Raw genomic sequence first — 23,768 nt, 5'->3', positions numbered from 1 at the left:
GAGATCGTTTTTTTATAACTTATGAAGTTAGTAGATACCTACCTCTTTATTTACTTTTTCCTCCGACCTGCTTCCAGCCGACTTGAACTTTTGCTGATTGATCAACGAATTCTGATCTTTTCTTGCCACCGAACAGACCCGCGCCTATCCCATTTGTCAAGGCTCCCATCATTGCTGTAATACCAATGATCAGTAAGGAAACGGTTGCGAAATCTATTATGTATTCTACCATGATAAACCCCCATTTTTTCATATGTTAAGTTTAGTCGTGATGATAACAAATTACCCCTTTACATTATTTTAAAATAAGTGAGAAAAGAAAGAAAGCGCAAAACATTATTATTTTTATTAGATTATGTTAATAAGCGATGTTGATTTATGAGTAATGTATTGATTGGAGTAGCTGCGTTGAAATCAACAGACAATTAAAACAGCCCTAAATTAAGGAAAAATTGTTGTTTCATTTTCAGTGATTTTTGCTAATTGAGAATAAAATAGGGTATTTGAGCCAATTATTGGAGGACTCAATAAGAGAAATTATTACCAATAATAAAAATATGTCGAAATAACTCGGAAAAACAGAGAAAGAGTCTATGACAAATATCATTTTAATTTTAAAAAAAAGTGGAAAAGAGTGAAACTTTTTAGTGAATATTACGTATTTACTATTGAAAACATTTATCCGGGTACTCAGCAAGGAATTTCTAAAAAGGGGTATCAATTTCGAGGTGATTGGTGTATAATTTGAAATATAAATTTCTTATTTAAATTAATTTTTATTTGGGATTCGATATAAATTATTAAAAACTTACAAATAGGAATATAAATATATGTCTAGTAAAGGGAGTGTGAATTTGTATGGTTACATTATACACTTCACCAAGTTGTACATCATGTAGAAAAGCAAAAGCATGGTTAGAAGAACACGAAATCCCTTACAGGGAAAGAAATATCTTTTCAGAACCTTTGTCAATCGATGAGATTAAGGAAATCCTACGGATGACTGAGGATGGTACAGATGAAATTATCTCGACAAGATCAAAAACATTTCAAAAGCTTAATGTAAATGTTGAAAATATGCCATTACAGGACTTGTTTGAATTAATTAAAGAGAACCCTGGGCTATTGCGCCGTCCAATTATTATCGATGAGAAGCGCCTTCAAGTTGGTTATAACGAAGATGAAATTCGACGCTTCCTACCAAGAAAAGTTCGGACATTCCAATTACGTGAGGCACAACGTCTTGTAAATTAGTGAGAAGAGGCTGACATTGTTAGCCTCTTTTGTCATCTTTTCAAAAAGTTTATACAATTACCGAGAATATTTTTTTACGTAAGTGTTTATCAATTGTGATTACGATATTTTTTTGTTACTATATAAGGAATATCCCTAGGAAAATAGGCTAATAATGGTTTTTCAGAAGCGTTAGTTTTTGTTTCCCTAATTTTTGTTTTTATCATAAAATATAAGTACAAGGTAGAATCATTAGTTCGATAATAAACGATTGTTGTATCACCTTTAGTAAAAAGGGGGGAATGGTGCGTAATCGTTTTATGGGGGTATTGATTCCCTTCATTCCTTTATAAGAAGGGAGAGTTGTTATGATGGAAATTGAACGTATAAACGAGCATACTGTTAAATTTTATATTTCTTATGGTGATATAGAGGAAAGAGGCTTCGATCGTGAAGAAATTTGGTATAATCGTGAGCGAAGTGAAGAACTTTTCTGGGAAATGATGGATGAGGTTCATCAGGAAGAAGAATTTAGTGTCGAAGGTCCGCTGTGGATTCAGGTGCAAGCATTAGAAAAAGGGCTTGAGGTTTTAGTGACAAAGGCTCAGCTTTCTAAGGATGGACAAAAATTTGAATTGCCTGTTCCTGATGAGAAAACCAAGGACTTCCCTGTTGATGAACGCATCGAGGAAATGCTTGATCACCATTTTAATCCACGTAACGAACAAGACCAAATTGAACTGGTGGAAGATAATCTAGAGTTTTTATTAGCTTTCGCTGATTTCGAGGATTGCATAGCGCTATCCAAACGACCTGGGTTAGATAGTTTACTAACAAAGCTTTATTCTTTTGAAAATAAATATTACTTGTTTGTTGAATTTCCAGAAGAAGAGTTTGAAGAAGAGGAAATTGATGATTTCCTAAGTATCCTTCTAGAATATTCACACGAGTCGGCCTTAACGATTCATCGTGTTGAAGAATACGGTAATCTTATTATTGGAGAGAATGTATTCCAAACATTACGAAAGCACTTTACCTAAATAAAGAACCGATTTCAGAAATCATGAAATCGGTTTTTTTATTGAAAAGGCTGTGTTAAAGCTCATTGTTGTTTGTGGTACAGGTTGATTGGAGTGGAAGGTGCGAAGACTCCTGCGGGAGCAGCGGGACAGGTGAGACCCCGCAGGAGCGTTAGCGACGAGGAGGCTCACCGCCCGCCCCGCGGAAAGCGAAGCACCTGGAGCGGAAATCAACACTCTAATTTTACGCAGCCATTGAAAAAGGAGTTTTGTTTGATGCTGTCGAAATAAATCTTTACGAAAGGAGGACGACCCATTGCTGACTGCACTTAAAGAAGATGGCCGTCTTATTTGCTTAGCAGATTTTCCATTAAACGCACCATTTAAAGCTTTACGGGAGAAAGAAACGTTTTATTGTCCAAACTGTAAGGAAAAGCTCGTCTTAAAAATAGGCACAAAGAAAATCACTCATTTTGCCCATAAAAGTGGGAGCAGTTGTTGTGAGCAATACGAAAATGAAACAGCCTATCATCTATCAGGTAAACAAAAGCTGTATTTATGGTTAAAGATGCAAGGCTTAGAGCCTGAACTTGAATACTTTGATAGAGACATTCGGCAAAGACCCGATATACGCTTTACTTTCGAAAACAGACGATATGTGATCGAGTACCAATGCTCTGTTATTCCTGATGAAGTATTTATGAACAGAACAAAGAATTATCTTGAACACCAGTACACGCCGATTTGGATTTTAGGAGGAGAATTCTTTTCTCGTAAAAGCTCTCGGCTGGTTAACCTTTCTGACTTTCAATTTCTTTGTATTCGCTCTCCTAACAACCACTCAAATTTATTCTACTATTGCCCACATTCGAACCAATTCATCTTAATGCAAAAAATATATCCGATTAGCACCCGGAAAGCAATGGCCTCATTCACAGTTAGACCGCTTCAAAGCCTCATTCTACTAGATCTTATAAACCCACATTCGATTCAATCTCCATCAATTGATACATGGCATAGAGAAATCTCGCGCTTTAAGCAAAATTATTCTCTAACCCCAAAAAACTATCATGATCCATTTTTAAAAGAGCTCTATTACAGACATCTGCATCTTTCTTATTTGCCCCCTGAAGTTGGCCTTCCTTTAGCAAATAGCCTCTTTATTAGGACACCTCCAGCGATTTGGCAAGGCTATCTTTACTTGGATTGCTTTCTGCGTCGTAAACCGGGTGAATTGATTTCCTATGCATTTATTGAGCAAGCCTTTAACAGGAGAGTATGGAAAAAACAGATATCGATTAGAAAACTGCCATTAATAGTGGGGGATGGATTGAATGCTGTGCGTGAATATTTATGTGTATTAAAGGATTGTGGCTATTTAACAGAGATGAATCCGACTACTTTTCTTGTGAATCGGAGGCTTGAAGTCGCTACAAATATGATGGAGCAGACGCAAAGAGAACAGAGTTTCTTCCAACAAAACAAATCCACACTCCATTTTTTGCATTCTGATAATGATTTTCCTTGAAAAAACATACAATAAATACGAGTATTTCTTGTGGCTAGAAGGAAAACAAAAAAGGAAATCGAATAAGAAGGGTAAGGCAATTCGGAAGACGAAATGGTGAATGGAGGTAATCTAATGGAACAAGACACAAAAACAAAAGGACTACCAGCACGTAAAGACATCCCGGTTGAAGATACATGGCGACTAGAAGAGATCTTTGCTTCTGACGAAGAATGGGACAAGGAGTTTGATGAGGTTAAGAACCTTATTCCAGGTGTGAAGGAATTTGTTGGGAAGCTTCATGAAAGTTCTGACACGCTATACAAGGCATTGTCCTTACAGGATGGTCTTTTGGAGCGTTTAAGCAAATTATACACATATGCCCATATGCGCTATGATCAAGATACAACAAACTCTTACTATCAAGGACTCGATGACCGCATAAAAAATTTGTATTCTCAAGCAGGGAGTGCACTTGCCTATATCGTTCCAGAAATCTTATCGATCCCTGAAGATAAGGTAAATGGCTTTTTAGCAGAGAAGCCTGAATTGAAGCTGTATGAGCATGCTTTAGCTGAAATAAATTTGCAGCGTCCACATGTTCTTTCTGCTGAACAGGAGGCATTGTTGGCAGAAGCGGGTGAGGTTTTAAATGCGTCTAGCACCACGTTTGGCATTTTAAATAATGCGGATCTTAAATTCCCCAATATTAAAGATGAAAATGGTGAAGAAGTAGAAGTAACCCATGGTCGCTATATTCGCTTTTTAGAAAGTGGAGACAGACGGGTTCGCGAGGATGCCTTTAAATCAGTCTACAGCACATATGGAAAATTCCAAAACACGTTCGCTAGTACACTAGCTGGAAACGTTAAAAATGATAATTTTAATGCCCGTGTCCGAAAATATACATCGGCTCGTCATGCAGCATTAGCAGGCAATAACATTCCAGGAATCAGTTTACGAGAATTTAGTGGAAACAATCACTGAGCATCTCCCGTTGTTACACCGATACATTAAGCTCCGCAAGGAAGTATTGGGTGTAGAGGAATTGCATATGTATGACCTTTTTACACCATTAGTGAAAAATGTAAAAATGGAAATCCCCTATAATGAGGCAAAGGAACTGATTTTAAAGGGCTTGGCGCCATTAGGTGAGGATTATTTGAATGTATTAAAAGAGGGCTTCGACAACCGTTGGGTCGATGTTCATGAAAATATTGGCAAGCGCAGTGGCGCCTATTCCTCTGGCACTTATGGAACAAATCCGTATATTTTAATGAACTGGCAGGACAACGTTAATAATTTATTTACACTTGCTCATGAATTTGGTCACTCTGTTCATAGCTATTACACTAGAAAAACGCAACCCTATCCGTATGGAAGTTATTCCATCTTTGTCGCAGAGGTTGCGTCTACATGTAACGAAGCATTGTTAAATGATTATTTAATTAAAACAACTGAAGATGAAGAAAAACGCTTATATCTGCTAAATCATTATTTAGAGGGCTTTAGAGGAACTGTTTTCCGCCAAACAATGTTCGCTGAATTTGAGCATCTAATCCACCAAAAGGCCCAAAACGGGGAGCCGATAACAGCCGACTTATTAACGAAGGAATACTACACCTTAAACAAAAAATATTTTGGTGAAGATACCATGGTCATTGATGAGGAAATCGGCTTAGAGTGGGCAAGAATTCCACATTTTTATTACAATTATTATGTTTACCAATATGCAACTGGCTTTAGTGCCGCTACGGCACTCTCAAAACAAATACTTGATGAGGGTGAGCCGGCTGTAAAACGCTATATCGACTTCTTAAAATCAGGAAGCTCTGATTATCCAATTGAAGTATTGAAGAAGGCGGGTGTCGATATGACTAGCAAACAGCCAATCGCCGATGCGTGTAAGGTGTTCGAGGAGAAGCTAAATGAAATGGAGAGTTTATTGTTGAAACGCTAGAACGGATAGAATAAGAGTACGGAAAAGGGATGGCGATTGAAGAAGTCGTTCATCCCTTTCTTTCACTTTAGAGAGTATAAATTTTCAACAGAGCTGCTTATGCGACGTAGGTGAAAATTTTAGGAATAAAGTATAAGTGCAACTACGCCTCTGTCTTCGCCTTACAGGCTCGCCAACCGGCGAGTTTTCTTTAAAAGCCTTTGAATTTTTTCCGATCATTGAGTTTGCTTAGCAGAATAAACAGGACAATGAACAGGATTGGCGAAGTAATATAAATAGGCACAAGGTATAACAGGCCTAATAAATTGTAGCAAAATGCAACGATGAAAAGTAAAATTAGCAGAGGGAGTTTAAAGTTTTTCAATCTTGATTCACCTACTTAAAGTAGTGTTAAAACATGCTTCTTCGAAATTATATGCAACGCAACACCACCTCATTCTGCAAAATGTGTCGAAAATATGCAGGGTCATTTTGACAATCTTGTGAATTGAAACACAGACTTATTGCGGATAGTGTAAATAACGTGGTATATTTTTACCGTGAAGTTGATCACAAGCAAACATATACCCCTTTGTTTGACCGTGAAAAATTTCTCCCATCCCCTTTGTTCGTAAAATAACAGAAAAAACCTTGCAGCCCAAGACTGCAAGGTTTTTTTCTACCTAAAAATCCAATTTTTAAAAAGAGAAAGCTAAAATACTTTCCCTTATTCTTCAATTGCTCTCCAAAAAATTCCGTATTTTGCTGGAACTTGCTCAACGATCTGCTTTAACTGCATCTTTTTCATTTCTCGATTGACTTCTAATAAAGTCATATTGTAGACGACAGCAATTTCTTTTGCTGCAACGAGTTTAAAATAACGTACGAAGCTTTCTAAGGAAGGTGGGGCCGCTGGCAAAGGTTTATGCTGAAGCATCTCTTCTAGAATTTGGACATAAATTTCATACGGGTAATAGCCTGTTATTTTGATGCCTTCTTCTTCGATGTTTTCATTAAAGAAAACGAGAGTGGGGATTTCCTGAACATCCATTTCCGCCATGATTTTTAAATCACATTGAAACGCTTTTGATGCAATATCGGAGTGAATATCGTTCACAAACTCGTCTACATCTAATTTTACGCTATTGGCGCATTGGATCAGGACCGAAAAGTCGGAAACGTCTTGTTTCTCTAAAAATAATAATTCTTGAATCTTTCGTAAATATCGCATCCCATATTTCCGCCCTTGCAATTCTGCCGCTTTTATTGCGATAGAGGTTAAGTAGGGTGAGGAAATGGGGTTTTCAAGCCATAGACTTCCGTCACAAGACATTCCTGACCGACTCGCGGTTTTTTCCCAAAGATCAGCTATTGTTTGGTTATTTCTCTTTTTCCCTAAATTTAAGGTTGCTAACCGACCACTTAAAACATGCTTAATAGAGAAGTATCTTCCGTATTCAATTTGCAGTTTTTTAGTAATAGGCTCAAGGGCCCAGCACTCGGGACTTAGGGGGTCAACAAACATATAGATCTCGATTGGCTTCTTCTCGCCATTTAAACAAAAGTGAGAAGAAACGTGTTTTTTATGGAATGGACCTTGTTCGTTCACATTTTTTCACCTTTCGTACTATCAGAGTCTGGTGTATTGATCATATGTTGTGCAGTTAACACGAGCCGAGAATAATATTCCTGACGAATTGGTCCATCTAAGCCCACTTCATCCATTGCTTCAGCCATACAAGCGAGCCATGCCTTTGCTCGTGTTGGGGTAATTTCAAACGGTAAATGGCGAGCGCGCATCATCGGATGTCCGTGCTCATCGGTATAAATAGAGGGACCACCTAGATATTGAGTTTGGAATTGCTTTTGTTTTCTCGCTGTTTCCGTTAGGTCATTAGGAAATATCGGTGCCAACTCCGGGTGCTTTCCGACCCGGCGATAGAAAGCGTCAATCAATTGGTGTAATGTTTCTTCACCGATAGCCTCAAATGGTGTAGGATATTTTTCGACCATATTAGCAGGGCTCCTTTACCTAGTTTTTATTTCCTATATTGTAGCAACGCACATTTTATATCTCAAACATAATGCATTTGCATTACTGCGTCCTGATGTTCAATCTACTATAATTTACACAAAAAGCTAGCTAGTTTCCAGTAATCAGGCTGGAAACAGGGGAGAAATGTAAATTTAAAGTGAAATTTAGAATTTTTTGACATTTAAGCACCTGGTCTTGCGTAGCATAATGGGATTTCCCATTCTCGCTATGATTATTGTTCGTATTTCCGTTGATAAAACCGTCGTACTTTATTGTCGGTTTTCCTGAACGGGATATTCATTGATTCTAATAATTGTTTAAAAATTTGCTTGCCACGATCCTCCACTGTTACCTCATATTCTACCTCAAAGTCCTCCACGTCAAGATAGAGGCTATGATCGAACACAAGTAGTCCGCCCTGATACTCAATTTCTGAACGATAGGTTGTTAAAGAACCGAAGTATTCCAGATGTTCATTGATATCGGTTAAATCAAGGATTGATTTAACAGGACCATCTGGGAGTTGCGCATGGTCAAACATCTCCTGTGCTTCAGAGATCTTAAGGGATTGAGTGGTTTCCAATAAACCGACTTCTGCTGGCTGCTTTAAAGTGAGTTCATATCTGTTTCCTTTTTCACGGATGCGGAGGGCAGAGCTCTTAGTTTTTAGAAAAAAATCTTTTGTATCAAAATAATGATTAATTTGTTTTTTTATTTGTGATGGTTCAATTTTGAAATATTGTTGTAAATGATGGTATTCAGTCTCTGTCAAAAGATTTTTGAATTCGATTTCAATTTGCTGTGACAACGGAATCTTCCTTTCATTCTTACTACTCAATCTATTATCTCTTTATTTCTCTCAGACATCAATTTTGGGAATCGGCCAATAAATATGATAAAATATGTATCAAATCCCTGTGTTGAGATTTTCATGGTAAGACAGGTTAGATGAGGTGAGTATAGTTGGAACATTGGGACCACTTTTTAGCACCATATAAGCAAGCGGTTGAGGAGTTGAAAGTGAAGTTAAGGGGAATGAGAGGACAGTTTGAGCTGAATTCTTCCCATTCACCAATTGAATTTGTGACAGGACGTGTCAAACCGATTGCGAGTATTTTAGATAAAGCCGTTCAAAAAGGGATTCCTTTAGATAAATTGGAAACGGAAATGCAGGATATTGCTGGCCTGAGAATGATGTGCCAATTTGTTGATGATATAAAGACTGTCGTAAAATTGCTAAGAGAAAGAAATGATTTTGAGGTTATCGAAGAACGAAATTATATTTCTCACAAAAAGGCAAGTGGATATCGCTCCTATCATGTGGTGATTTGTTATCCGGTTCAAACGATTAATGGAGAGAAAAAAATATTAGTAGAAATTCAAATTCGAACACTTGCGATGAATTTTTGGGCGACGATTGAGCACTCCTTGAATTACAAATATAAAGGTCAATTTCCTAAAGACATTCAAACTCGTTTGCAACGAGCATCTGAAGCAGCCTTTCGATTGGATGAGGAAATGTCACTAATCAGAGGAGAAATACAAGAAGCACAAGCCTTTTTCACTTTAAAGAAAGAGACCCATCAGGAAGGAAAAGGGAGTAAAATAAGCAAGGATTCAAAGTAAATTAAATGAGGGGTAAAGAATGAAATTTGCAATTACTTCAAAAGGGGATTCAAGGTCAGATACGTTAAAAACTAAAATGAGAACCTATTTACAGGATTTTGATTTGATCTATGACGAGGACCAACCAGATATCGTTGTCTCGATTGGGGGAGATGGCACACTTTTATATGCATTTCATCGATATAGCAGCCGTCTTGATAAAACATCCTTTGTCGGAATTCATACTGGACATTTAGGTTTTTATGCGGACTGGGTACCGGAAGAAATCGAAAAACTTGTCATCGCGATTGCTAGAACGCCTTATCAAATTGTGGAATATCCATTGCTTGAAACGATTATTCGCTACCAGCATGGTGGTAGGGAAACACGGTATCTCGCACTGAATGAATCAACGGTTAAGAGTGTAGAGGGGACCCTTGTGATGGATGTTGAGATTCGCGGCCAGAATTTTGAACGGTTCCGCGGTGATGGCCTTTGTGTTTCAACGCCTTCAGGCAGTACAGCTTATAATAAAGCATTAGGTGGAGCAATTTTACATCCCTCTATTCCAGCTCTACAGTTAACAGAAATGGCATCGATTAACAATCGCGTGTTCCGGAACGATCGGTTCACCACTTATTTTACCGGACCACCATACGTGTCGCTTGAAGCCTGTAAATGGACCGGATTTTCAAATTACAATCGATCATTTAACCTTATTGCATAAGGATGTCAAGTCGATTCAATATCGCGTTGCTGATGAAAAAATTCGATTTGCTAGGTTCAGACCATTTCCGTTTTGGAAGCGAGTCCATGATTCATTCGTTTCAGAAGATTAAACACTACATAAGAAGGAAAGATACTCCATGGACCAAAGGTTCTTCATTACTTGGGAAATAAACTTATCTGCTTCAGGAAGTTTAATTCGTGATTTTTTAAAGGAACAAGACATTTCAAAAACCGCTTTAACAGATATTAAATTTAAAGGTGGAGGCATTTTCGTAAATGATGTCGAGGTGAATGTCCGCTATCGCCTAAATGCTAATGATAAATTGAAAATTATTTTTCCAAAAGAAGAACGCAGTGAAGGGATTAAACCTGAAAAAATCCCACTTTCCATTCTTTATGAAGATCAATATGTGTTAGTTGTCAATAAACCAGCTGGTATGAGTACAATCCCGTCACGGGAGCATCCATCTGGGAGCTTAGCGAATGCTTTGATAGGCTATTATGACGAAATTGGAGTTTCAGCAACTGCCCATATTGTGACGAGGCTAGACCGTGACACCTCCAGGACTCGTATTAATTGCAAAGCACCGTCATGTTCATCATTTACTTTCTCAACAGCAAAAAATGGGTCAGGTTACACGAAAATATGAAGCTTTCGCCTCTGGAAGAATTGCGCAAGATACTGGTAAAATTGTACAATCAATTGCCAGAAAAAAGAAAGCATTATCGAACGAGAGGTTCATCCTGAAGGACAGTATGCTTGTACAAATTATTGGGTCATTAACCGCTACCAAAATTTTACCCATCTGTTGCTTCAGCTCGAAACAGGCAGAACTCATCAAATTCGCGTTCATCTTTTATGGCTTGGGCATCCACTGCTTGGAGATGATCTCTATGGGGGGCCACTCGAATTGTTAGCAAGGCAGGCACTTCATTGTCGTGAGGTATCGTTCTATCATCCATTTTTACAACAGGAGTGTCAGTTTACGGCACCACTGCCTCAGGATATGAATGAGCTATTAGAGTCCAATGCTTTGTGATGTAAATATTAAAGGCTACGTTAAAGAATGTTGTAGATTTTAATGCACTCTGTTGATTGGAGCACCTGGAGCGGAAATCAACAGACGGATTTAACATAACCATACTAAAAAAGATTCGTCACATTGCTGGTGGTGGCGAATCTTACTCATTTATAACTCTCTAAATTTTTCCGCAACAAAGGCTAACGATGATTCAACAGAAACAACTTCTTTTTCAGGATACCGTAATGCTGTTAGTTTACCGCCAAATACACAACCTGTGTCAATATTGTACGTATTGTTTGTGATTCTCACCTCTCGAACAGGAGTATGACCATAAACGACACAGGCTTTGCCAGAATAGTGGGATGCCCAATCAAGTCGAACCGGTGAGCCATCCGGATGCTTTTCTCCAGTAATATCACCATAAAGCACAAATGTTTTCACCTTCGAAGTGAATTTTCCAATATAGTCTTGGCGAATTCCAGCATGGGCAATGACGAGACGTCCTTTATCCAATTGCTGATACATTGGGGCTTTTTCATAGAGCTCAATAAATTTCTGCCGAATTACTTGTTGGTTATCTTTGCTGATTTCTTCCAACTCTGCTACCGTTGTTTCTAATCCGTGCGTAATCTGAACTTTATTTCCTAAAAAGTAACGATACAGCTTATTGCAATGGTTACCAGGGACATAATAGGCACTCTTTTTGTTTACAGCCAGTTCATAAATAACCTCAATCACTTTGAGGGAATGTGGGCCTCTGTCGGTCAAATCGCCGACAAATGCCAGCTTTCGTCCTTGAGGATGAACGGGGATTCCACTATCCCACTCATATCCTAATTTCTTTGTTAATTGTTTAAACTCCATGAAGCAGCCATGAATGTCCCCTATGATATCTAATTTCATTGTACATTGCTCCCTTGAATCTTGAATTTCAAACTCAAAAAAACTAATGAGGGGGAATTGAAAATGGAACATTCTGCATCCGTAGCCTCACTTTTTATTGTCATTATTGTTGCTTTTTTTACCCCAATCATGCAACATCGCTTAAAACTGACAATCATTCCGGTTGTTGTTGCCGAAATCTTAATGGGGCTGGTCATTGGCAAAAGCGGTTTTAACCTTGTTCATCAGGATATGTGGCTCGAAACCCTTTCAACGCTTGGCTTCATCTTTTTAATGTTCCTAAGTGGTTTAGAAATTGATTTCACTGCTTTTTATGGAAAAAAAACAAAGGTACTACTGCCGAATGGAAAGAAGGAGCCGAACACCTTTGTAGTTGCCACAATTGTTTTTATTGGTATTTTTGCAGCATCCTACGGTCTTTCCTATTTATTTGTTCTGACGGGCTTTATTGAAAATGCCTTTTTAATGACCTTGATCATCTCTACTATATCATTAGGAGTGGTCGTGCCAACTTTAAAAGAAGCCCATTTAATGAAAACGGTGATTGGCCAAATAATTTTGCTAGTTGCTGTCATTGCCGACCTTGTCACAATGATACTGCTTGCGGTATTCGCATCGATTTATGACGGTGGTGAGGGAAATACTTGGCTGTTGTTGATCCTTTTTGGCGCTGGTGTGGTCCTGTTTTTTATTGGAAAAGGGTTAAAAAACCGCACTTTTCTTGATGTTTTGTCTAAAGGGACAACACAAATAGGGACCCGTGCGGTGTTTGCATTAATTATTTTTCTTGTTGCGCTTTCAGAAACGGTTGGGGCAGAAAACATTCTTGGAGCCTTTCTTGCGGGAGTTCTCGTGTCATTGTTATCCCCAAATCAGGAGATGATTCATAAGCTTGATTCGTTTGGCTACGGCTTTTTGATCCCAATCTTTTTTGTCATGATTGGTGTGAATCTTGATCTTTGGTCGCTATTAAGTGATCCGAAATTACTGTTGCTTGTCCCTTTGTTACTATTAGCACTGTTGTTATCAAAGCTTATCCCGATTTATTATTTAAAGCTTTGGTATGATATGAAAACAGTCACAGCATCGGGGTTTTTATTAACTTCAACCTTATCACTCGTAATCGCCGCTGCCACGATTGGAGAACGTCTAGGTGTGATTAGCTCGGAAATGAGAGGAACCTTGATTTTGGTTGCTGTCATCACGTCTATTTTCACGCCAATGGTTTTTAAAAAACTGTTTCCTCAGGACCATGTGCAAAATAAAAAAGTCAAAGTTGCCTTTATTGGTGCAAACCAACTAACACTCCAAGTATCGCGCCAACTCGAGACAACCCTTTATGACTCCATCTTGTATACGACGATGCAAGAAAAAGCGGATAAGCCAATTGCCGATTCATTGTTTGATCTAGTGGAGATTCCCGATTACTCTCTGGAAACAATTACTGATAGGACGAAGGTACTGCAGGCTGATTGTGTTGTGATCTTAACCTGGGATCAGGAAACGAACGCTATTTTAGCGAGAGCTTTGAAGGAAAAAGGGATTCCGCGAGTGATTGCAAGAGTGGAAGGTTCTTCCTTGCAGGATAAACTGCGTGAACACGAGATTGAGATATTTTCTGGATTTTTGGCTCAGCAAACACTTCTACGGGCATCCATTGAGGCTCCAGGTTTAATGAGGATTTTATCAAGCCAGGATACTTCATTATTTGAAATCAAAATGCTCAATGAGGAATTTGTTAGTATGGAGTTAAGAACATTTCCTTTTACTGGAGATGTCATCTTTGTTCGGATTTTCCGGGGCAAAGATTCTTTAATTCCGCATGGCGATACAGAACTTTTGCTAAATGATCGACTCATCGTGACAGGTTCAAGAAAGTACGTCGAACAGCTCAAACGAGAATTAGAGTTTTGTCAAAGGTGTTAAACATTTGTTGTTTTGGTAAGGATGAGGATGAAGTGGGGAAATAATTCTTTCTTTTTATAATATGTTATAGTAGAATTAGTACTAGGTACTAATATCATGTATTAATAGGAGGGTAATTGATGTCTCTGTTATCCGGAAAAACTTATGTAGTTATGGGTGTTGCAAATAAAAGAAGTATTGCCTGGGGAATCGCTCGTTCCTTGCATGCATCAGGAGCAAGATTGATTTTTACATATGCAGGCGAAAGATTTGAAAAAGGTGTACGTGATTTGACTGACACACTTGAAGGCGCTGATTCTATCCTTTTACCGTGTGACGTAACGTCTGATGAAGATATTGCTAAATGTTTTGCCCAAATCAAGGAGCAAGTCGGCACGATTCATGGTTTGGCTCACTGTATCGCTTTTGCCAATAAGGAAGAGCTCGAAGGTGACTATATGACCACCAATCGTGATGGATTCCTTTTGGCACACAATATTAGCTCTTATTCTTTAACAGCTGTGGCAAAGGAAGCAAAGGAGCTAATGACAGAAGGCGGAAGCATCATCGCTTTAACCTACCTTGGTGGAGAGCGCGTATTGCCAAACTACAATGTCATGGGTGTTGCCAAAGCTTCACTTGAAGCAAGTGTACGCTATTTAGCAAATGATATGGGTAAATACGGAATCCGTGTAAACTCCATTTCTGCTGGCCCAATCCGCACGCTTTCAGCTAAAGGAATTGGTGACTTCAACCTAATCCTTAAGCATATCGAAGAACGTGCTCCACTTCATCGTGCGACTACGACTGAAGAGGTTGGCGATACTGCCGTATTCCTATTCAGCGACATGTCTCGTGGTATCACTGGCGAGAATATCCACGTTGATTCAGGCTTCCATATTACTGCATAATATTATTGTGAGAAACCCAAGCCCTGCTAAGCGATTAGTGGCTTGGGTTTTTTTGCGTTGGAAAATAATAAGGAGAGGAGGAGAAATTTAGAATTAGTTTAATCTACGGATAAAGCTCAAAAATCTCCGGATAAAACCCAAAAATCTACGGATAAAATGCAAAATCTACGGATAAAACCTAAAATCTCCGGATAGAGAGCGGAATCCACGGATAGAACGCTACAATCCAGAGAGCTACGCCCCGCCAAACCACAACAAATTGTCAATCTAGATAATTTTTTCCCGACAGATTCATAAATTTCCCTTAGAAGAAGAAAATAAATAATACGATAAATTGAAACTTAAGGCAGGAAGGGAAATGGAATGAAAAATTACCTAGTTACAGTGTTCAAAATTCAATTAATCCTTGCGATACTTGCATCCATTTTGACAGGGTGTGCCGATTACTCTGGCGAGGAAACAAAAATGGCATTAATCAAGAAAGTAGATCCGAAACCAACAGTGTTCGGAGAAAATGAATCACAGGATTTAAAAACGATTAAACGTGTAAGAGAAGAGGTGATGGCGATTGAGCCAGTTTATGATGTGGCAATTGTAAAGGGAGATAAAGATACAATTGTTGCCTACAAAGTAAAACATATGCACCGCTTCAAAATGAAACAAATTGAAAAAGAGATCAACAGCGTACTTGAAAAAAAGTTTCCGAAAGAGGATTTTATTATTTCAAGTGACTATAAGATATTTCTGGAGGTTATTGAATTAATTGATGATGAAAATAACCCTAATTATTCCGATAAAAAAGCAAAAGAGAAAATAAAGGAAATCATCGAACTGAAAAAAGAACTTACATAAGCAGGGGTGATTCTAATGGGAAAAAAAGAGAAGTTAAAAAAACTGACACCACAGCAATTGCAATATCAAGAACTGCAGCAGAAGCATGAAACACAACGCCCGGTCCTTAAAAACTGTATAAAGGCATTTTTTGTTGGCGGCTTTATTTGCTTAATTGGTCAAGCAGTAAGTTATTTCTATATTTATTTTTTTAATTTTACAGAACAAACAGCAGGAAATCCGACAGTGGCGACGATGGTCTTTTTTGCCATGCTTTTAACAGGGTTTGGCGTTTATGATCGGATTGGTCAATTTGGTGGAGCAGGAAGTGCGGTCCCAGTGACTGGATTTGGCAATGCTGTTATTTCTGCGGCAATTGAGCATCGAACGGAAGGGTTTGTGCTTGGTGTTGGCGGAAATATGTTTAAGCTTGCTGGTTCCGTTATTTTATTTGGAGTATTTTCAGCATTTGTGGTTGCCTTAATCAAAACTCTATTGAAAATTTGGGGGGTTATTTAAATGCTTAAAGGCAGGCAAAGCTGGATTTTTGAAAATAAGCCATCAATCATTGCAACAGGAGTGTCAGGCGGACCGTTTGAGGCAAATGGTAATCTGGCAACTGATTTTGATATTTTGCATGAAGACCTTTGGATGGGAGAGGACTCGTATGAAAAGGCCCATCGTTTGTTAATTGAGGAGGCATGTGCAACTGCTTTAAAAAAAGGGAAGCTTGAGAAGGATCAGGTTCATTTTTTTATTGCAGGTGATTTAATTAATCAAATAACCCCGACAAGCTTTGCGGCAAGAAGATTCCAAATTCCTTATATGGGGATTTTCGGGGCTTGTTCAACCTCGATGGAGGGGTTAGCTCTTGCATCCTTCCTGATTAATTATCAGGGGGCGGAGTTTATTTTAACAGGAGCAGCAAGCCATAATGCGGCTGCTGAAAGACAATTTCGATATCCGACAGAATACGGTGGTCAAAAACCGCCAACAGCTCAATGGACAGTTACTGGTGCTGGTGTTGCTCTAGTTTCCAAACATAAAGAGGAGGGGTATTATCCTGTAACAACTTCGGCAACGATTGGCAAGGTCGTCGATATGGGACTTTCAGATCCGTTCAACATGGGTGGAGCGATGGCGCCAGCAGCAGCTGATACAATTGCCGCTCATTTTCGGGATTTGAAGCGGTCCCCCGACTATTATGACTTAATTGTGACTGGTGACCTTGGCAGAATCGGCCATGAAACCGCAATTGATTTATTAAATAAAAATGGGATTAAGCTGTCTGAGGAAAAATTTAAGGATTGCGGCCTATTAATTTACAAGGAAGACCAGCCTGTTCAAGCTGGCGGCAGCGGTGCCGGTTGTTCTGCAACTGTCCTCTATGGACATTTGTTGAACGAAATGAAAAAAGGGACCTATAAAAAAATCCTATTAGTGGCGACAGGAGCATTGCTATCGCCATTATCGTTTCAGCAAAATGAATCGATTCCGTGCATTGCTCATGCAGTGTCAATCGAGATTGAATGAATTTGTCGAAGCTTGGATTTTGCAAGGCAATAGTGTTTTTACTTACACAATATTGTTCTTGGCATCAGTCTATTGCAACCAGCTATTAAAGTCTAATGGGAGGAATTCGTTATGCTTGCGATGTTTTTTTGGGCTTTTGTAGTAGGAGGGCTTATTTGTGTGATTGGACAGCTTTTATTTGATGTTGCAAAACTTACACCAGGCCACACCCTTAGCCTGTTGGTGGTAATCGGTGCGATATTGGACGGCTTTGGTCTATACGAGCCGTTTACGGACTTTGCTGGAGCGGGAGCAACGATTCCGATCACCAGCTTTGGGAACTCCCTCGTACATGGCGCCTTGCAGGAAGCTGAGCAACATGGCCTTGTTGGGGTATTAACCTGGATGTTCGAAGTAACTAGCTCCGGGATATCGGCAGCGATCATCTTTGGCTTTATCGGTGCCCTCGTGTTTAAGCCAAAAGGTTAATCGTCATGAGTGAAGCCGAGTTAAATGCTATGTAACCATAATGGTCCTCACTAATTCTTAAGTGCCAATTAATTTTTTGGCCTCGCCTATAACACTTTCTTTACTTTTACATATGTTATATTGAGCAAAGAAAAAGTGAGGTGACAATCTATGGGCTTTGGTTACGGTTACGGTTGCGGCGGTTATGGTTATGGCGGCGGCTACGGCTACGGCGGTTCAACATTCGTACTAATCGTCGTATTGTTCATCTTGTTAATTATTGTTGGCGCAAGCTTCTACAACTAATAATAGCAAGGTAATAACAATAACGAACAAACATGAAGAGGTTGTCTACTATATCGGTGATGCATCTAATTGTTCTTATTATCACAAAGAACTCGTTGCGGCTAACCTATATAGTAGGTCAGCCTCTTTCTTATTGTAAAATAAAGAAGCGAAGCGTTTAGCACAACGATGACATAACCCATTCACCAATCCTGTCTTTTTTTCATAAGATAAAGAAGTTAAAGAAGGAGGCGTGATTTACCACTATGGATAACGGGTTCTTTAAAAATGTTGAAAAGAAAACTGGCGTGAATATGCAGGATATTTTCGCTTTAGCGAATTCATTACAAAATGCAAACTTTAAAGATGAAAAAACAGTAAGAGGTGTCATCCGCAAGGTATCGCAAATTGCCGGCAAGCCAGTTTCAAAGGAAATGGAAGACAAAATTGTTCAATCCATCGTTAAAGACGGCAAACAGCTAGACTTCAACTCCATTTCAAAAATGATCAATAAAAAATAACCAATGGCCACTTCATAACAAATCAAGATAAGCAGAAGGGTAGCCTCCATAGCCATCACCTCGGAATTCCATTTCTTACAAAATGGAAACACCACAGTGAAACATGCCAGGAGACTACCCCTTATTTCCAAGAAATTAAAAATCGAGAAGAATTCGCCTTTTTGCCACGAAACCGCTGGGGTACCGATAGATAAAGCAGCTCCATCGCCCTCGTAACTGCAACATATAGCAATCTGCGTTCTTCCTCTAATGGAGATGCATCTCCACCGCGCAGCGATTCAAGCGAATAATCGTGTGGTATCGTTCCATCCACATTCCCTAGTACATAAACTGTATTGTATTCTAAACCTTTTGAGCGGTGAATCGTGCTTAAAGTAACTGCATCTTGGGCCGATTTAGAAATCCGCTTCATTTCGATATTCATTGCCTTCATGTGATCGGTGTGTTCAAGAAAGTCACGGATATTGGTAAAGTTCTTCGCAGCAACCTTTAAATCACGGACATCATCAGAGCCTTTATCGAGCATATTCCCTTCATTGCCACGCTTTTTCACAAAATCCGCAAAGCCCAGCTCTTTTTCCACCATTTCAATTGCAACAGCAGGTGCCATCGAGGACAAACCGCGCAAAATCGGAACAAGCTTTTTTAGTTTCCTAGTTTGAAAGGCATAAGATGTTTTGATTTTTGCCAACGCTTCGAGCAGCGTGCAATCCTGGAGAATGCTTTCTGCCTTTATATCCTGAAGTACAGATTGCTTGATAAAGAGAGCAGGAAGAATGGTTTTAATCGCATTTTGATCATCTTCATTAATGCTTAATTGCAAGAACGCCAACATTCCTTTGACAATAAAACGTTCATAAAAGGACTCGATATCCTGGTCAATTTTAAACGGAATACTTGAATGGACAAGGCGTTCAAAGCAAGCTCGGCTTCCGGTATTTGTTCGGAACAAGATCGCAAAATCGCTTGGACGTTTACCTTGGCCGATTTTTTCAAGAATGTCTGTCAGTATCATCGTCGCTTCTTCCTCTTCATCGTACGGGTAGAAGCAGACAGGCGCCTCTGAGTGAGCGTATTGTGCATTCATCGTTTTCGCACGGCGCCGTTTATTTTGGCTAATAATTTGATTCGCAACCGAGACGATTTCGTGACTAGAGCGATAATTCTGATCCAACACGACCATTCGCGCAGTTGGAAAATCGTATTCAAATTCCAATAGATAAGATGGATCGCTGCCACGGAATGCGTAAATCGACTGATCATCGTCACCGACGGCACAAACATTTTTCGATCTTGCCGAAAGCAGCTTGATTAGCTCATATTGCACTTTATTAATATCCTGAAACTCATCAATTAAAAAATACTGAAACCGAGTTTGATAGTTTTCAAGAAGAGCAGGGTCATCCTTAAACAGCTGATAGCATCCAATTAACATATCATCAAAATCAAACAAATGATTGTTTCGCAGGCTTTGCTCGTAATGCTTATACAAAATGGCGACCTTTTCCTCCCAGGCATCGGCTGGTTTAACCGTATCTGGCCACTCAAGATTGTTTTTCCAATAGCTGATCTTTTGAAGAGCAAGATCATAGGAAAACTCTTTCTCATCCAGCTCTAGCTCACGACCTGCTTCCTTAAGAATTTGCTCCTTCTGCCAATCCTTTTTCAATAGATTGCGAGAATCCCATTTTTCACGAGCATGAAAGGAGAGAATCCGGTAAAAAATGCTGTGAAAAGTACCTGTCACAAGCTGATTCACACTTCTTGCAGACAAGCTCGGATACCGAGTCAATCGTTCTTTCATCTCCGCCGCCGCCTTGGCGGTAAATGTCACGAGCATAATTGAGTTCGGCTGAATCTGTTTTTCAACGAGCATAAATGCGGTTCGTGCCGTTAACACACGCGTTTTCCCACTTCCGGCTTCTGGCAAGAACAAGTAGTGGACCTTCTGTATCAGAAACAGCCTCTGCCTGGCTTTTATCAAGTGTAAACCCATGACGCGCAAGTTCAGCTAAATAGGAATGGTCATGCTGTTCAAGTGTGAATGCAGGTGTGGCAACAAACGTTTTTGTCACCTTCAATGGACGGGCCAGCTTTTTCACAGTTTCGCGAGTTACGGTTGCAGTTTGGGTTGATTGAATCGAACGCGAAACCGGAACCCGAAAGCCGTTTCGTTCGATATAGCTTGTTTCCTCTGTAGGAGCGGGGGCTTCCTGATTGGGTTCTGGTAAATCTGTACATTGGCCGGAACTAGGATGAACATGGAAGAAATGGGGTTCCCGCGTAATGCCCAAATAAAGCCGCATCTGATCGCCGCAGCTCGGGCAAGCCAGTTCACCTCTTTTCCAGCTTCATAGATTCTCTGGTATTCTTCACGGTTCAATTTATTTAAATGGATTTTATCATCATGGAATATTGCAGTTTTCATTGGAGGATTCCTCTTTTTACTAGATTATAGGGAGGTGCTATTGCTACTGGTTTGGTTTAGGTAGCCTCTAATTGAAAAATATTTCAATTAGAGCAGTTACGTTTGAGAATTTATGTCGTTGAACGGTTTCCCGTTTCGGAAAAATACTAAATTCTACTCATTATTTAACATAATTTTAGTTATTTTTAGCAGAAAGCATGCTGTTTTTAGAAAATATCTTAATTTCTTAATAAAATAATGACTTTTCTACAAAATAAATGCACGAGTAGTGTCATATATGCACGTTTGGAAGCGGATATGATTCAATTGAAAAAATATATGAACGACTTGAAAAAATTTATGAAACAACTTTTAAAATATATGCACGACTTTTTTGGACATATGCACGTTTAACCTCGATATGCATATAAAAATCGAGATATGCACGTTTCGAAGCTGATATGCACGACTTCGTATCAACAAGGTCGCTATAACTTATATGGACGCCTGTCTATTTGATGTGGTATCTCCAACTCTTCACCAATATTGAATGACAAGCATAATTACGTCCCCAGTTGAATACAACACCAAAAGCAATACAAAGCTAATCATAACAAAATTTCCAACCAAGCTAAAGAAAGAAAAGTTGGCAAACAAAAAACATGCATGTGCTTCTCAGCTACCATGCATGTTCTAATTACTCCACTATTTTCTTCATCGTCTTATGCGGAATTCCTGCATCAAGAAATTCCTCGGACACAACCTCATACCCTAATTTGCTATAAAAAGGAATCGCTTGCGTTTGCGCATTCAGCTTCAGACTCGTAAGCCCAAGCCCTTTAGCATGCTGTTCGATTGCGTTCATTACCTCATTACCTGCACCAGTCCCGCGATAGTCCATTAAGACACAAATGCGTTCGACCTTCCCGATTCCATCTAGCACGCGGAAGCGACCTGCCGAACCGGCTCACCACCTTCATATAGAACGAAATGCGTCGCACTTCCTTCGTGTTCATCAATTTCCTCCTCGACTGGAACGTTTTGTTCCTCAACAAAGACTGTTTTCCGCACATAATAGGCATCCTGTAATTCCTGTTCGTTGCTGACAATTTTCGTGTGCATTTCTTTATTCCTTTCCAAAACGAAATGTTTCATAGACAGTCCAAGACTCATTTTCAAGCTGATATAGTAAATGGAAGCGGTCGACCATCTCCTCGTGCTCCATCTTCATCATCCGCATTGAACCGTAAACATCGGAGTGCTCATCATCCGAGAGCTCTTGCCCAATCGTAATATGCGGCACAAAGCTAAATTCTGGCTTATCGCCAATCAAATCAGTATGGAGCTGTTGATGTAGCTGGAGGAGTTCTTCAGTCGGATTAATTTTAAAATAAATCACATTATTAACAGGCTTAAATGAACTTACCTTTAACACCTGGAGCGAAAACGGCTTACTGTTACTTGCAATCTGTGCCAATCTGACCGTAATGTCCTTCATCTGAGCGTCTGACGCCTCAAAAGGCCCCTTCAACGTTAAATGTGGAGAAATTAATGCATAATGTGGATCATACCGTTTCCGGTAAGAATTCGCTAAATCCTGCAGTTTTTTTGATGGGAAAATAGCAACACCAAATTTCATAACATTACCTCCCGGATCGTTCATTTTTGGAAAAATAAAGCAGCATGTCTGTTAAGCTTGCATACCTCAAGGCTGCAATATTACGAGTAGATGAAGTTTATTATACCAAAAGTAAAAATGAAACCCTTTTCCGACAATGTCCTAATGGCAATGGATTATCTTCCAAACAAGAACTTCAAGGCATGCTCGAGATCTGGCTGCCAATACGTCCAAGTGTGGTCTCCATCAAATTCGTGATAGGAATAGGAAAATCCTTTTTCTTTAAGCACTTTAGCCAAAATTCTATTAGGCCCAATAAAGTTCTCCAGCTTGCCCTTTGTTGTTTTGACGGATAGCTCAGCTTTGCCGACAACATGGTAAATTTCAAGTAAATGGGGCTGTTGAAATGAATGCAAGGAAGCGAGAATATCTTCAGTCACATATGGGGACTGAAGCGCCACCTTCCCAAATGTGTGCGGAAATTGAAGGGCAGCCCGAAACGATACATATCCTGCTAACGAATCGCCAATTAAAGCTCTGCCCATGCCCATTTGGTAAGTTGGAAATTCCTTATCCAAAAAAGGTACAAGCTCGTGTACTAAAAATTGAAGATAGGACTCAGATTTTTCACCATCTGGATGGTATTTCTCAAGGCGATCACGCCCGTTTTTATAGGGAAGACCCACAATGATCAAGCGTTCAATTTCCTTGCGCGCCAACAGTTCATCGGCAAACTTCCCAATTCTTCCAAGCTGAAAATAGTCTGCACCGTCCTGAGCAATTAATACATGATATTTATAAAGATGGGAGAAGGAGGGGGGCAAGTAAACAAGAAAGTCCACATTCTCTGCCAGCTTTTTACTGTAAATGGTGTAATCCTGTACGGTACCTCGTGGATAATCCAACGTAATAACTCCTTTCTTGAAGGACTTATGCTTTGGCAAAATTTTACCACAATCATCACAACAAGTTGAAGAATCGAATGCCCTATTTCTATTTTATGGTCACCTATTCCAAAAAAGGTTGACATATTTTTTTATATGAATATAATTAGAAATGTACCGTTTTGATGTGTACAAAATATTACATACGATTTGGTAGCTCAGCGGGAGAGCACCACGTTGACAGCGTGGGGGTCGTGGGTTCAATCCCCACCCAGATCATTAATTTGACAGGCTTTAAGGCACATTTCCATTCTTTGGAGATGTGCCTTTTGCGTATCTTTAAATTTATTAAGTATGCAAGCCCAGTTTCAGGAATCATGATGTTGTATGGAATCAGATATAAGTTATAGTGGATTTTTTAGAAATTTAGG

Annotated in this window: 19 protein-coding genes, 1 tRNA gene and 5 pseudogenes; 16 read left to right on the top strand and 9 right to left on the bottom strand. The window is 39.3% G+C overall.

All coding sequences use genetic code 11. The features are described from left to right. Positions 1–46: 46 nt before the first annotated feature. Positions 47–232, bottom strand: a complete 186-nt coding sequence (locus RGF10_RS19565) for a hypothetical protein (protein ID WP_318505083.1) — start codon at positions 230–232, stop codon at positions 47–49. A gap of 626 nt (positions 233–858) precedes the next feature. On the opposite strand from RGF10_RS19565, the gene spxA reads away from it, so the two are divergent. From spxA to pepF, 4 genes and pseudogenes are all read left to right on the top strand, one after another. Continuing rightward, positions 859–1,254, top strand: coding sequence for a transcriptional regulator SpxA (spxA, locus tag RGF10_RS19560; protein ID WP_318505082.1), 396 nt, complete (start codon positions 859–861; stop codon positions 1,252–1,254). A 350-nt stretch (positions 1,255–1,604) separates the two neighbouring features. Beyond that, positions 1,605–2,273 carry an adaptor protein MecA gene (gene mecA, locus RGF10_RS19555; protein ID WP_318509599.1) on the top strand — a complete coding sequence of 223 codons (669 nt, stop codon included), beginning with the start codon at positions 1,605–1,607 and terminating at the stop codon, positions 2,271–2,273. Positions 2,274–2,568: 295 nt separating this feature from the next. Beyond that, a complete protein-coding gene (locus tag RGF10_RS19550; RefSeq protein WP_318505081.1) occupies positions 2,569–3,780 on the top strand; it encodes a competence protein CoiA in 1,212 nt (403 codons plus the stop codon). 114 nt (positions 3,781–3,894) lie between these two features. Continuing rightward, positions 3,895–5,719 (top strand): annotated as a pseudogene (gene pepF, locus RGF10_RS19545) (oligoendopeptidase F). Positions 5,720–6,425: 706 nt separating this feature from the next. On the opposite strand, the gene RGF10_RS19535 reads toward pepF, so the two are convergent. From RGF10_RS19535 to RGF10_RS19525, 3 genes are all read right to left on the bottom strand, one after another. Next, the gene (locus RGF10_RS19535) at positions 6,426–7,307 is read right to left on the bottom strand and encodes a ClpXP adapter SpxH family protein (RefSeq protein ID WP_318505080.1); all 882 of its coding nucleotides are present in this window, start codon (positions 7,305–7,307) and stop codon (positions 6,426–6,428) included. Next, positions 7,304–7,711 (bottom strand): globin domain-containing protein, encoded by a 408-nt coding sequence (locus tag RGF10_RS19530; RefSeq protein ID WP_318505079.1) that lies wholly within the window; start codon positions 7,709–7,711, stop codon positions 7,304–7,306. The genes RGF10_RS19535 and RGF10_RS19530 overlap by 4 nt, the downstream gene beginning before the upstream one ends. 254 nt (positions 7,712–7,965) lie before the next feature. Continuing rightward, positions 7,966–8,541 (bottom strand): CYTH domain-containing protein, encoded by a 576-nt coding sequence (locus RGF10_RS19525; protein WP_318509595.1) that lies wholly within the window; start codon positions 8,539–8,541, stop codon positions 7,966–7,968. A 155-nt stretch (positions 8,542–8,696) separates the two neighbouring features. Between RGF10_RS19525 and RGF10_RS19520 the strand changes: the two genes are divergently transcribed. From RGF10_RS19520 to RGF10_RS19510, 3 genes and pseudogenes are all read left to right on the top strand, one after another. Beyond that, positions 8,697–9,359 (top strand): GTP diphosphokinase, encoded by a 663-nt coding sequence (locus RGF10_RS19520; protein WP_318505078.1) that lies wholly within the window; start codon positions 8,697–8,699, stop codon positions 9,357–9,359. Between the two features lie 19 nt (positions 9,360–9,378). Beyond that, positions 9,379–10,177, top strand: a pseudogene (locus RGF10_RS19515) (NAD kinase). Positions 10,178–10,204: 27 nt separating this feature from the next. After that, a pseudogene (locus RGF10_RS19510) lies at positions 10,205–11,107 on the top strand (RluA family pseudouridine synthase). A gap of 150 nt (positions 11,108–11,257) precedes the next feature. On the opposite strand, the gene prpE reads toward RGF10_RS19510, so the two are convergent. Next, positions 11,258–11,995 carry a bis(5'-nucleosyl)-tetraphosphatase PrpE gene (gene prpE / locus RGF10_RS19505; RefSeq protein ID WP_318505077.1) on the bottom strand — a complete coding sequence of 246 codons (738 nt, stop codon included), beginning with the start codon at positions 11,993–11,995 and terminating at the stop codon, positions 11,258–11,260. Positions 11,996–12,058: 63 nt separating this feature from the next. Between prpE and RGF10_RS19500 the strand changes: the two genes are divergently transcribed. The 8 genes from RGF10_RS19500 to RGF10_RS19465 all read left to right on the top strand — a co-directional run bounded on the left by RGF10_RS19500 (position 12,059) and on the right by RGF10_RS19465 (position 18,428). Beyond that, positions 12,059–13,921 (top strand): cation:proton antiporter domain-containing protein, encoded by a 1,863-nt coding sequence (locus tag RGF10_RS19500; RefSeq protein WP_318505076.1) that lies wholly within the window; start codon positions 12,059–12,061, stop codon positions 13,919–13,921. A 119-nt stretch (positions 13,922–14,040) separates the two neighbouring features. Further along, the gene (fabI, locus tag RGF10_RS19495; protein ID WP_412176644.1) at positions 14,041–14,811 is read left to right on the top strand and encodes an enoyl-ACP reductase FabI; all 771 of its coding nucleotides are present in this window, start codon (positions 14,041–14,043) and stop codon (positions 14,809–14,811) included. Between the two features lie 363 nt (positions 14,812–15,174). Further along, the gene (locus tag RGF10_RS19490) at positions 15,175–15,663 is read left to right on the top strand and encodes a sporulation protein (protein ID WP_318505074.1); all 489 of its coding nucleotides are present in this window, start codon (positions 15,175–15,177) and stop codon (positions 15,661–15,663) included. Between the two features lie 15 nt (positions 15,664–15,678). After that, positions 15,679–16,161 (top strand): stage V sporulation protein AC, encoded by a 483-nt coding sequence (spoVAC, locus tag RGF10_RS19485; RefSeq protein ID WP_318505073.1) that lies wholly within the window; start codon positions 15,679–15,681, stop codon positions 16,159–16,161. Continuing rightward, the gene (spoVAD, locus tag RGF10_RS19480; protein ID WP_318505072.1) at positions 16,162–17,175 is read left to right on the top strand and encodes a stage V sporulation protein AD; all 1,014 of its coding nucleotides are present in this window, start codon (positions 16,162–16,164) and stop codon (positions 17,173–17,175) included. Positions 17,176–17,286: 111 nt separating this feature from the next. Further along, positions 17,287–17,643, top strand: coding sequence for a stage V sporulation protein AE (spoVAE, locus tag RGF10_RS19475; protein WP_318505071.1), 357 nt, complete (start codon positions 17,287–17,289; stop codon positions 17,641–17,643). A 150-nt stretch (positions 17,644–17,793) separates the two neighbouring features. Continuing rightward, positions 17,794–17,928: a YjcZ family sporulation protein gene (locus tag RGF10_RS19470; protein WP_318505070.1), complete on the top strand. Its 135-nt coding sequence runs from the start codon at positions 17,794–17,796 to the stop codon at positions 17,926–17,928. Positions 17,929–18,173: 245 nt separating this feature from the next. Next, positions 18,174–18,428 carry a sporulation-specific transcription regulator SpoVIF gene (locus RGF10_RS19465; protein ID WP_318505069.1) on the top strand — a complete coding sequence of 85 codons (255 nt, stop codon included), beginning with the start codon at positions 18,174–18,176 and terminating at the stop codon, positions 18,426–18,428. A 121-nt stretch (positions 18,429–18,549) separates the two neighbouring features. Here RGF10_RS19465 and RGF10_RS19460 read toward each other — a convergent pair. From RGF10_RS19460 to RGF10_RS19445, 4 genes and pseudogenes are all read right to left on the bottom strand, one after another. After that, positions 18,550–20,856, bottom strand: a pseudogene (locus RGF10_RS19460) (UvrD-helicase domain-containing protein). A 676-nt stretch (positions 20,857–21,532) separates the two neighbouring features. Then, positions 21,533–21,957, bottom strand: a pseudogene (locus tag RGF10_RS19455) (GNAT family N-acetyltransferase). A gap of 4 nt (positions 21,958–21,961) precedes the next feature. Next, a complete protein-coding gene (locus tag RGF10_RS19450) occupies positions 21,962–22,474 on the bottom strand; it encodes a YjcG family protein (protein WP_318505068.1) in 513 nt (170 codons plus the stop codon). Between the two features lie 155 nt (positions 22,475–22,629). Further along, complete coding sequence (locus RGF10_RS19445; protein WP_318505067.1) at positions 22,630–23,358, bottom strand: alpha/beta hydrolase; 729 nt, start codon at positions 23,356–23,358, stop codon at positions 22,630–22,632. A 186-nt stretch (positions 23,359–23,544) separates the two neighbouring features. Between RGF10_RS19445 and RGF10_RS19440 the strand changes: the two genes are divergently transcribed. Then, positions 23,545–23,616, top strand: a tRNA-Val gene (locus RGF10_RS19440). Positions 23,617–23,768: the final 152 nt, after the last annotated feature.

The sequence above is a fragment of the Bacillus sp. T3 genome (genome assembly GCF_033449965.1).
GTDB lineage: Bacteria > Bacillota > Bacilli > Bacillales > Cytobacillaceae > Bacillus_BU.
Note: the sequence above shows the minus strand (reverse complement) of the source record. Positions and strands in the feature narration are given on the sequence as shown.

What these genes read in the sequence shown, in the direction of transcription:
- RGF10_RS19490 (WP_318505074.1), top strand. Translation starts at nt 15,175, where the DNA reads ATGAAAAATTACCTAGTTACAGTGTTCAAAATTCAATTAATCCTTGCG.
- mecA (WP_318509599.1), top strand. Translation starts at nt 1,605, where the DNA reads ATGGAAATTGAACGTATAAACGAGCATACTGTTAAATTTTATATTTCT.
- spoVAD (WP_318505072.1), top strand. Translation starts at nt 16,162, where the DNA reads ATGCTTAAAGGCAGGCAAAGCTGGATTTTTGAAAATAAGCCATCAATC.
- RGF10_RS19530 (WP_318505079.1), bottom strand. Translation starts at nt 7,711, where the DNA reads ATGGTCGAAAAATATCCTACACCATTTGAGGCTATCGGTGAAGAAACA.
- spoVAC (WP_318505073.1), top strand. Translation starts at nt 15,679, where the DNA reads ATGGGAAAAAAAGAGAAGTTAAAAAAACTGACACCACAGCAATTGCAA.
- RGF10_RS19470 (WP_318505070.1), top strand. Translation starts at nt 17,794, where the DNA reads ATGGGCTTTGGTTACGGTTACGGTTGCGGCGGTTATGGTTATGGCGGC.
- fabI (WP_412176644.1), top strand. Translation starts at nt 14,041, where the DNA reads ATGTCTCTGTTATCCGGAAAAACTTATGTAGTTATGGGTGTTGCAAAT.
- spoVAE (WP_318505071.1), top strand. Translation starts at nt 17,287, where the DNA reads ATGCTTGCGATGTTTTTTTGGGCTTTTGTAGTAGGAGGGCTTATTTGT.
- RGF10_RS19465 (WP_318505069.1), top strand. Translation starts at nt 18,174, where the DNA reads ATGGATAACGGGTTCTTTAAAAATGTTGAAAAGAAAACTGGCGTGAAT.
- RGF10_RS19565 (WP_318505083.1), bottom strand. Translation starts at nt 232, where the DNA reads ATGGTAGAATACATAATAGATTTCGCAACCGTTTCCTTACTGATCATT.
- RGF10_RS19500 (WP_318505076.1), top strand. Translation starts at nt 12,059, where the DNA reads ATGGAACATTCTGCATCCGTAGCCTCACTTTTTATTGTCATTATTGTT.
- RGF10_RS19450 (WP_318505068.1), bottom strand. Translation starts at nt 22,474, where the DNA reads ATGAAATTTGGTGTTGCTATTTTCCCATCAAAAAAACTGCAGGATTTA.
- prpE (WP_318505077.1), bottom strand. Translation starts at nt 11,995, where the DNA reads ATGAAATTAGATATCATAGGGGACATTCATGGCTGCTTCATGGAGTTT.
- spxA (WP_318505082.1), top strand. Translation starts at nt 859, where the DNA reads ATGGTTACATTATACACTTCACCAAGTTGTACATCATGTAGAAAAGCA.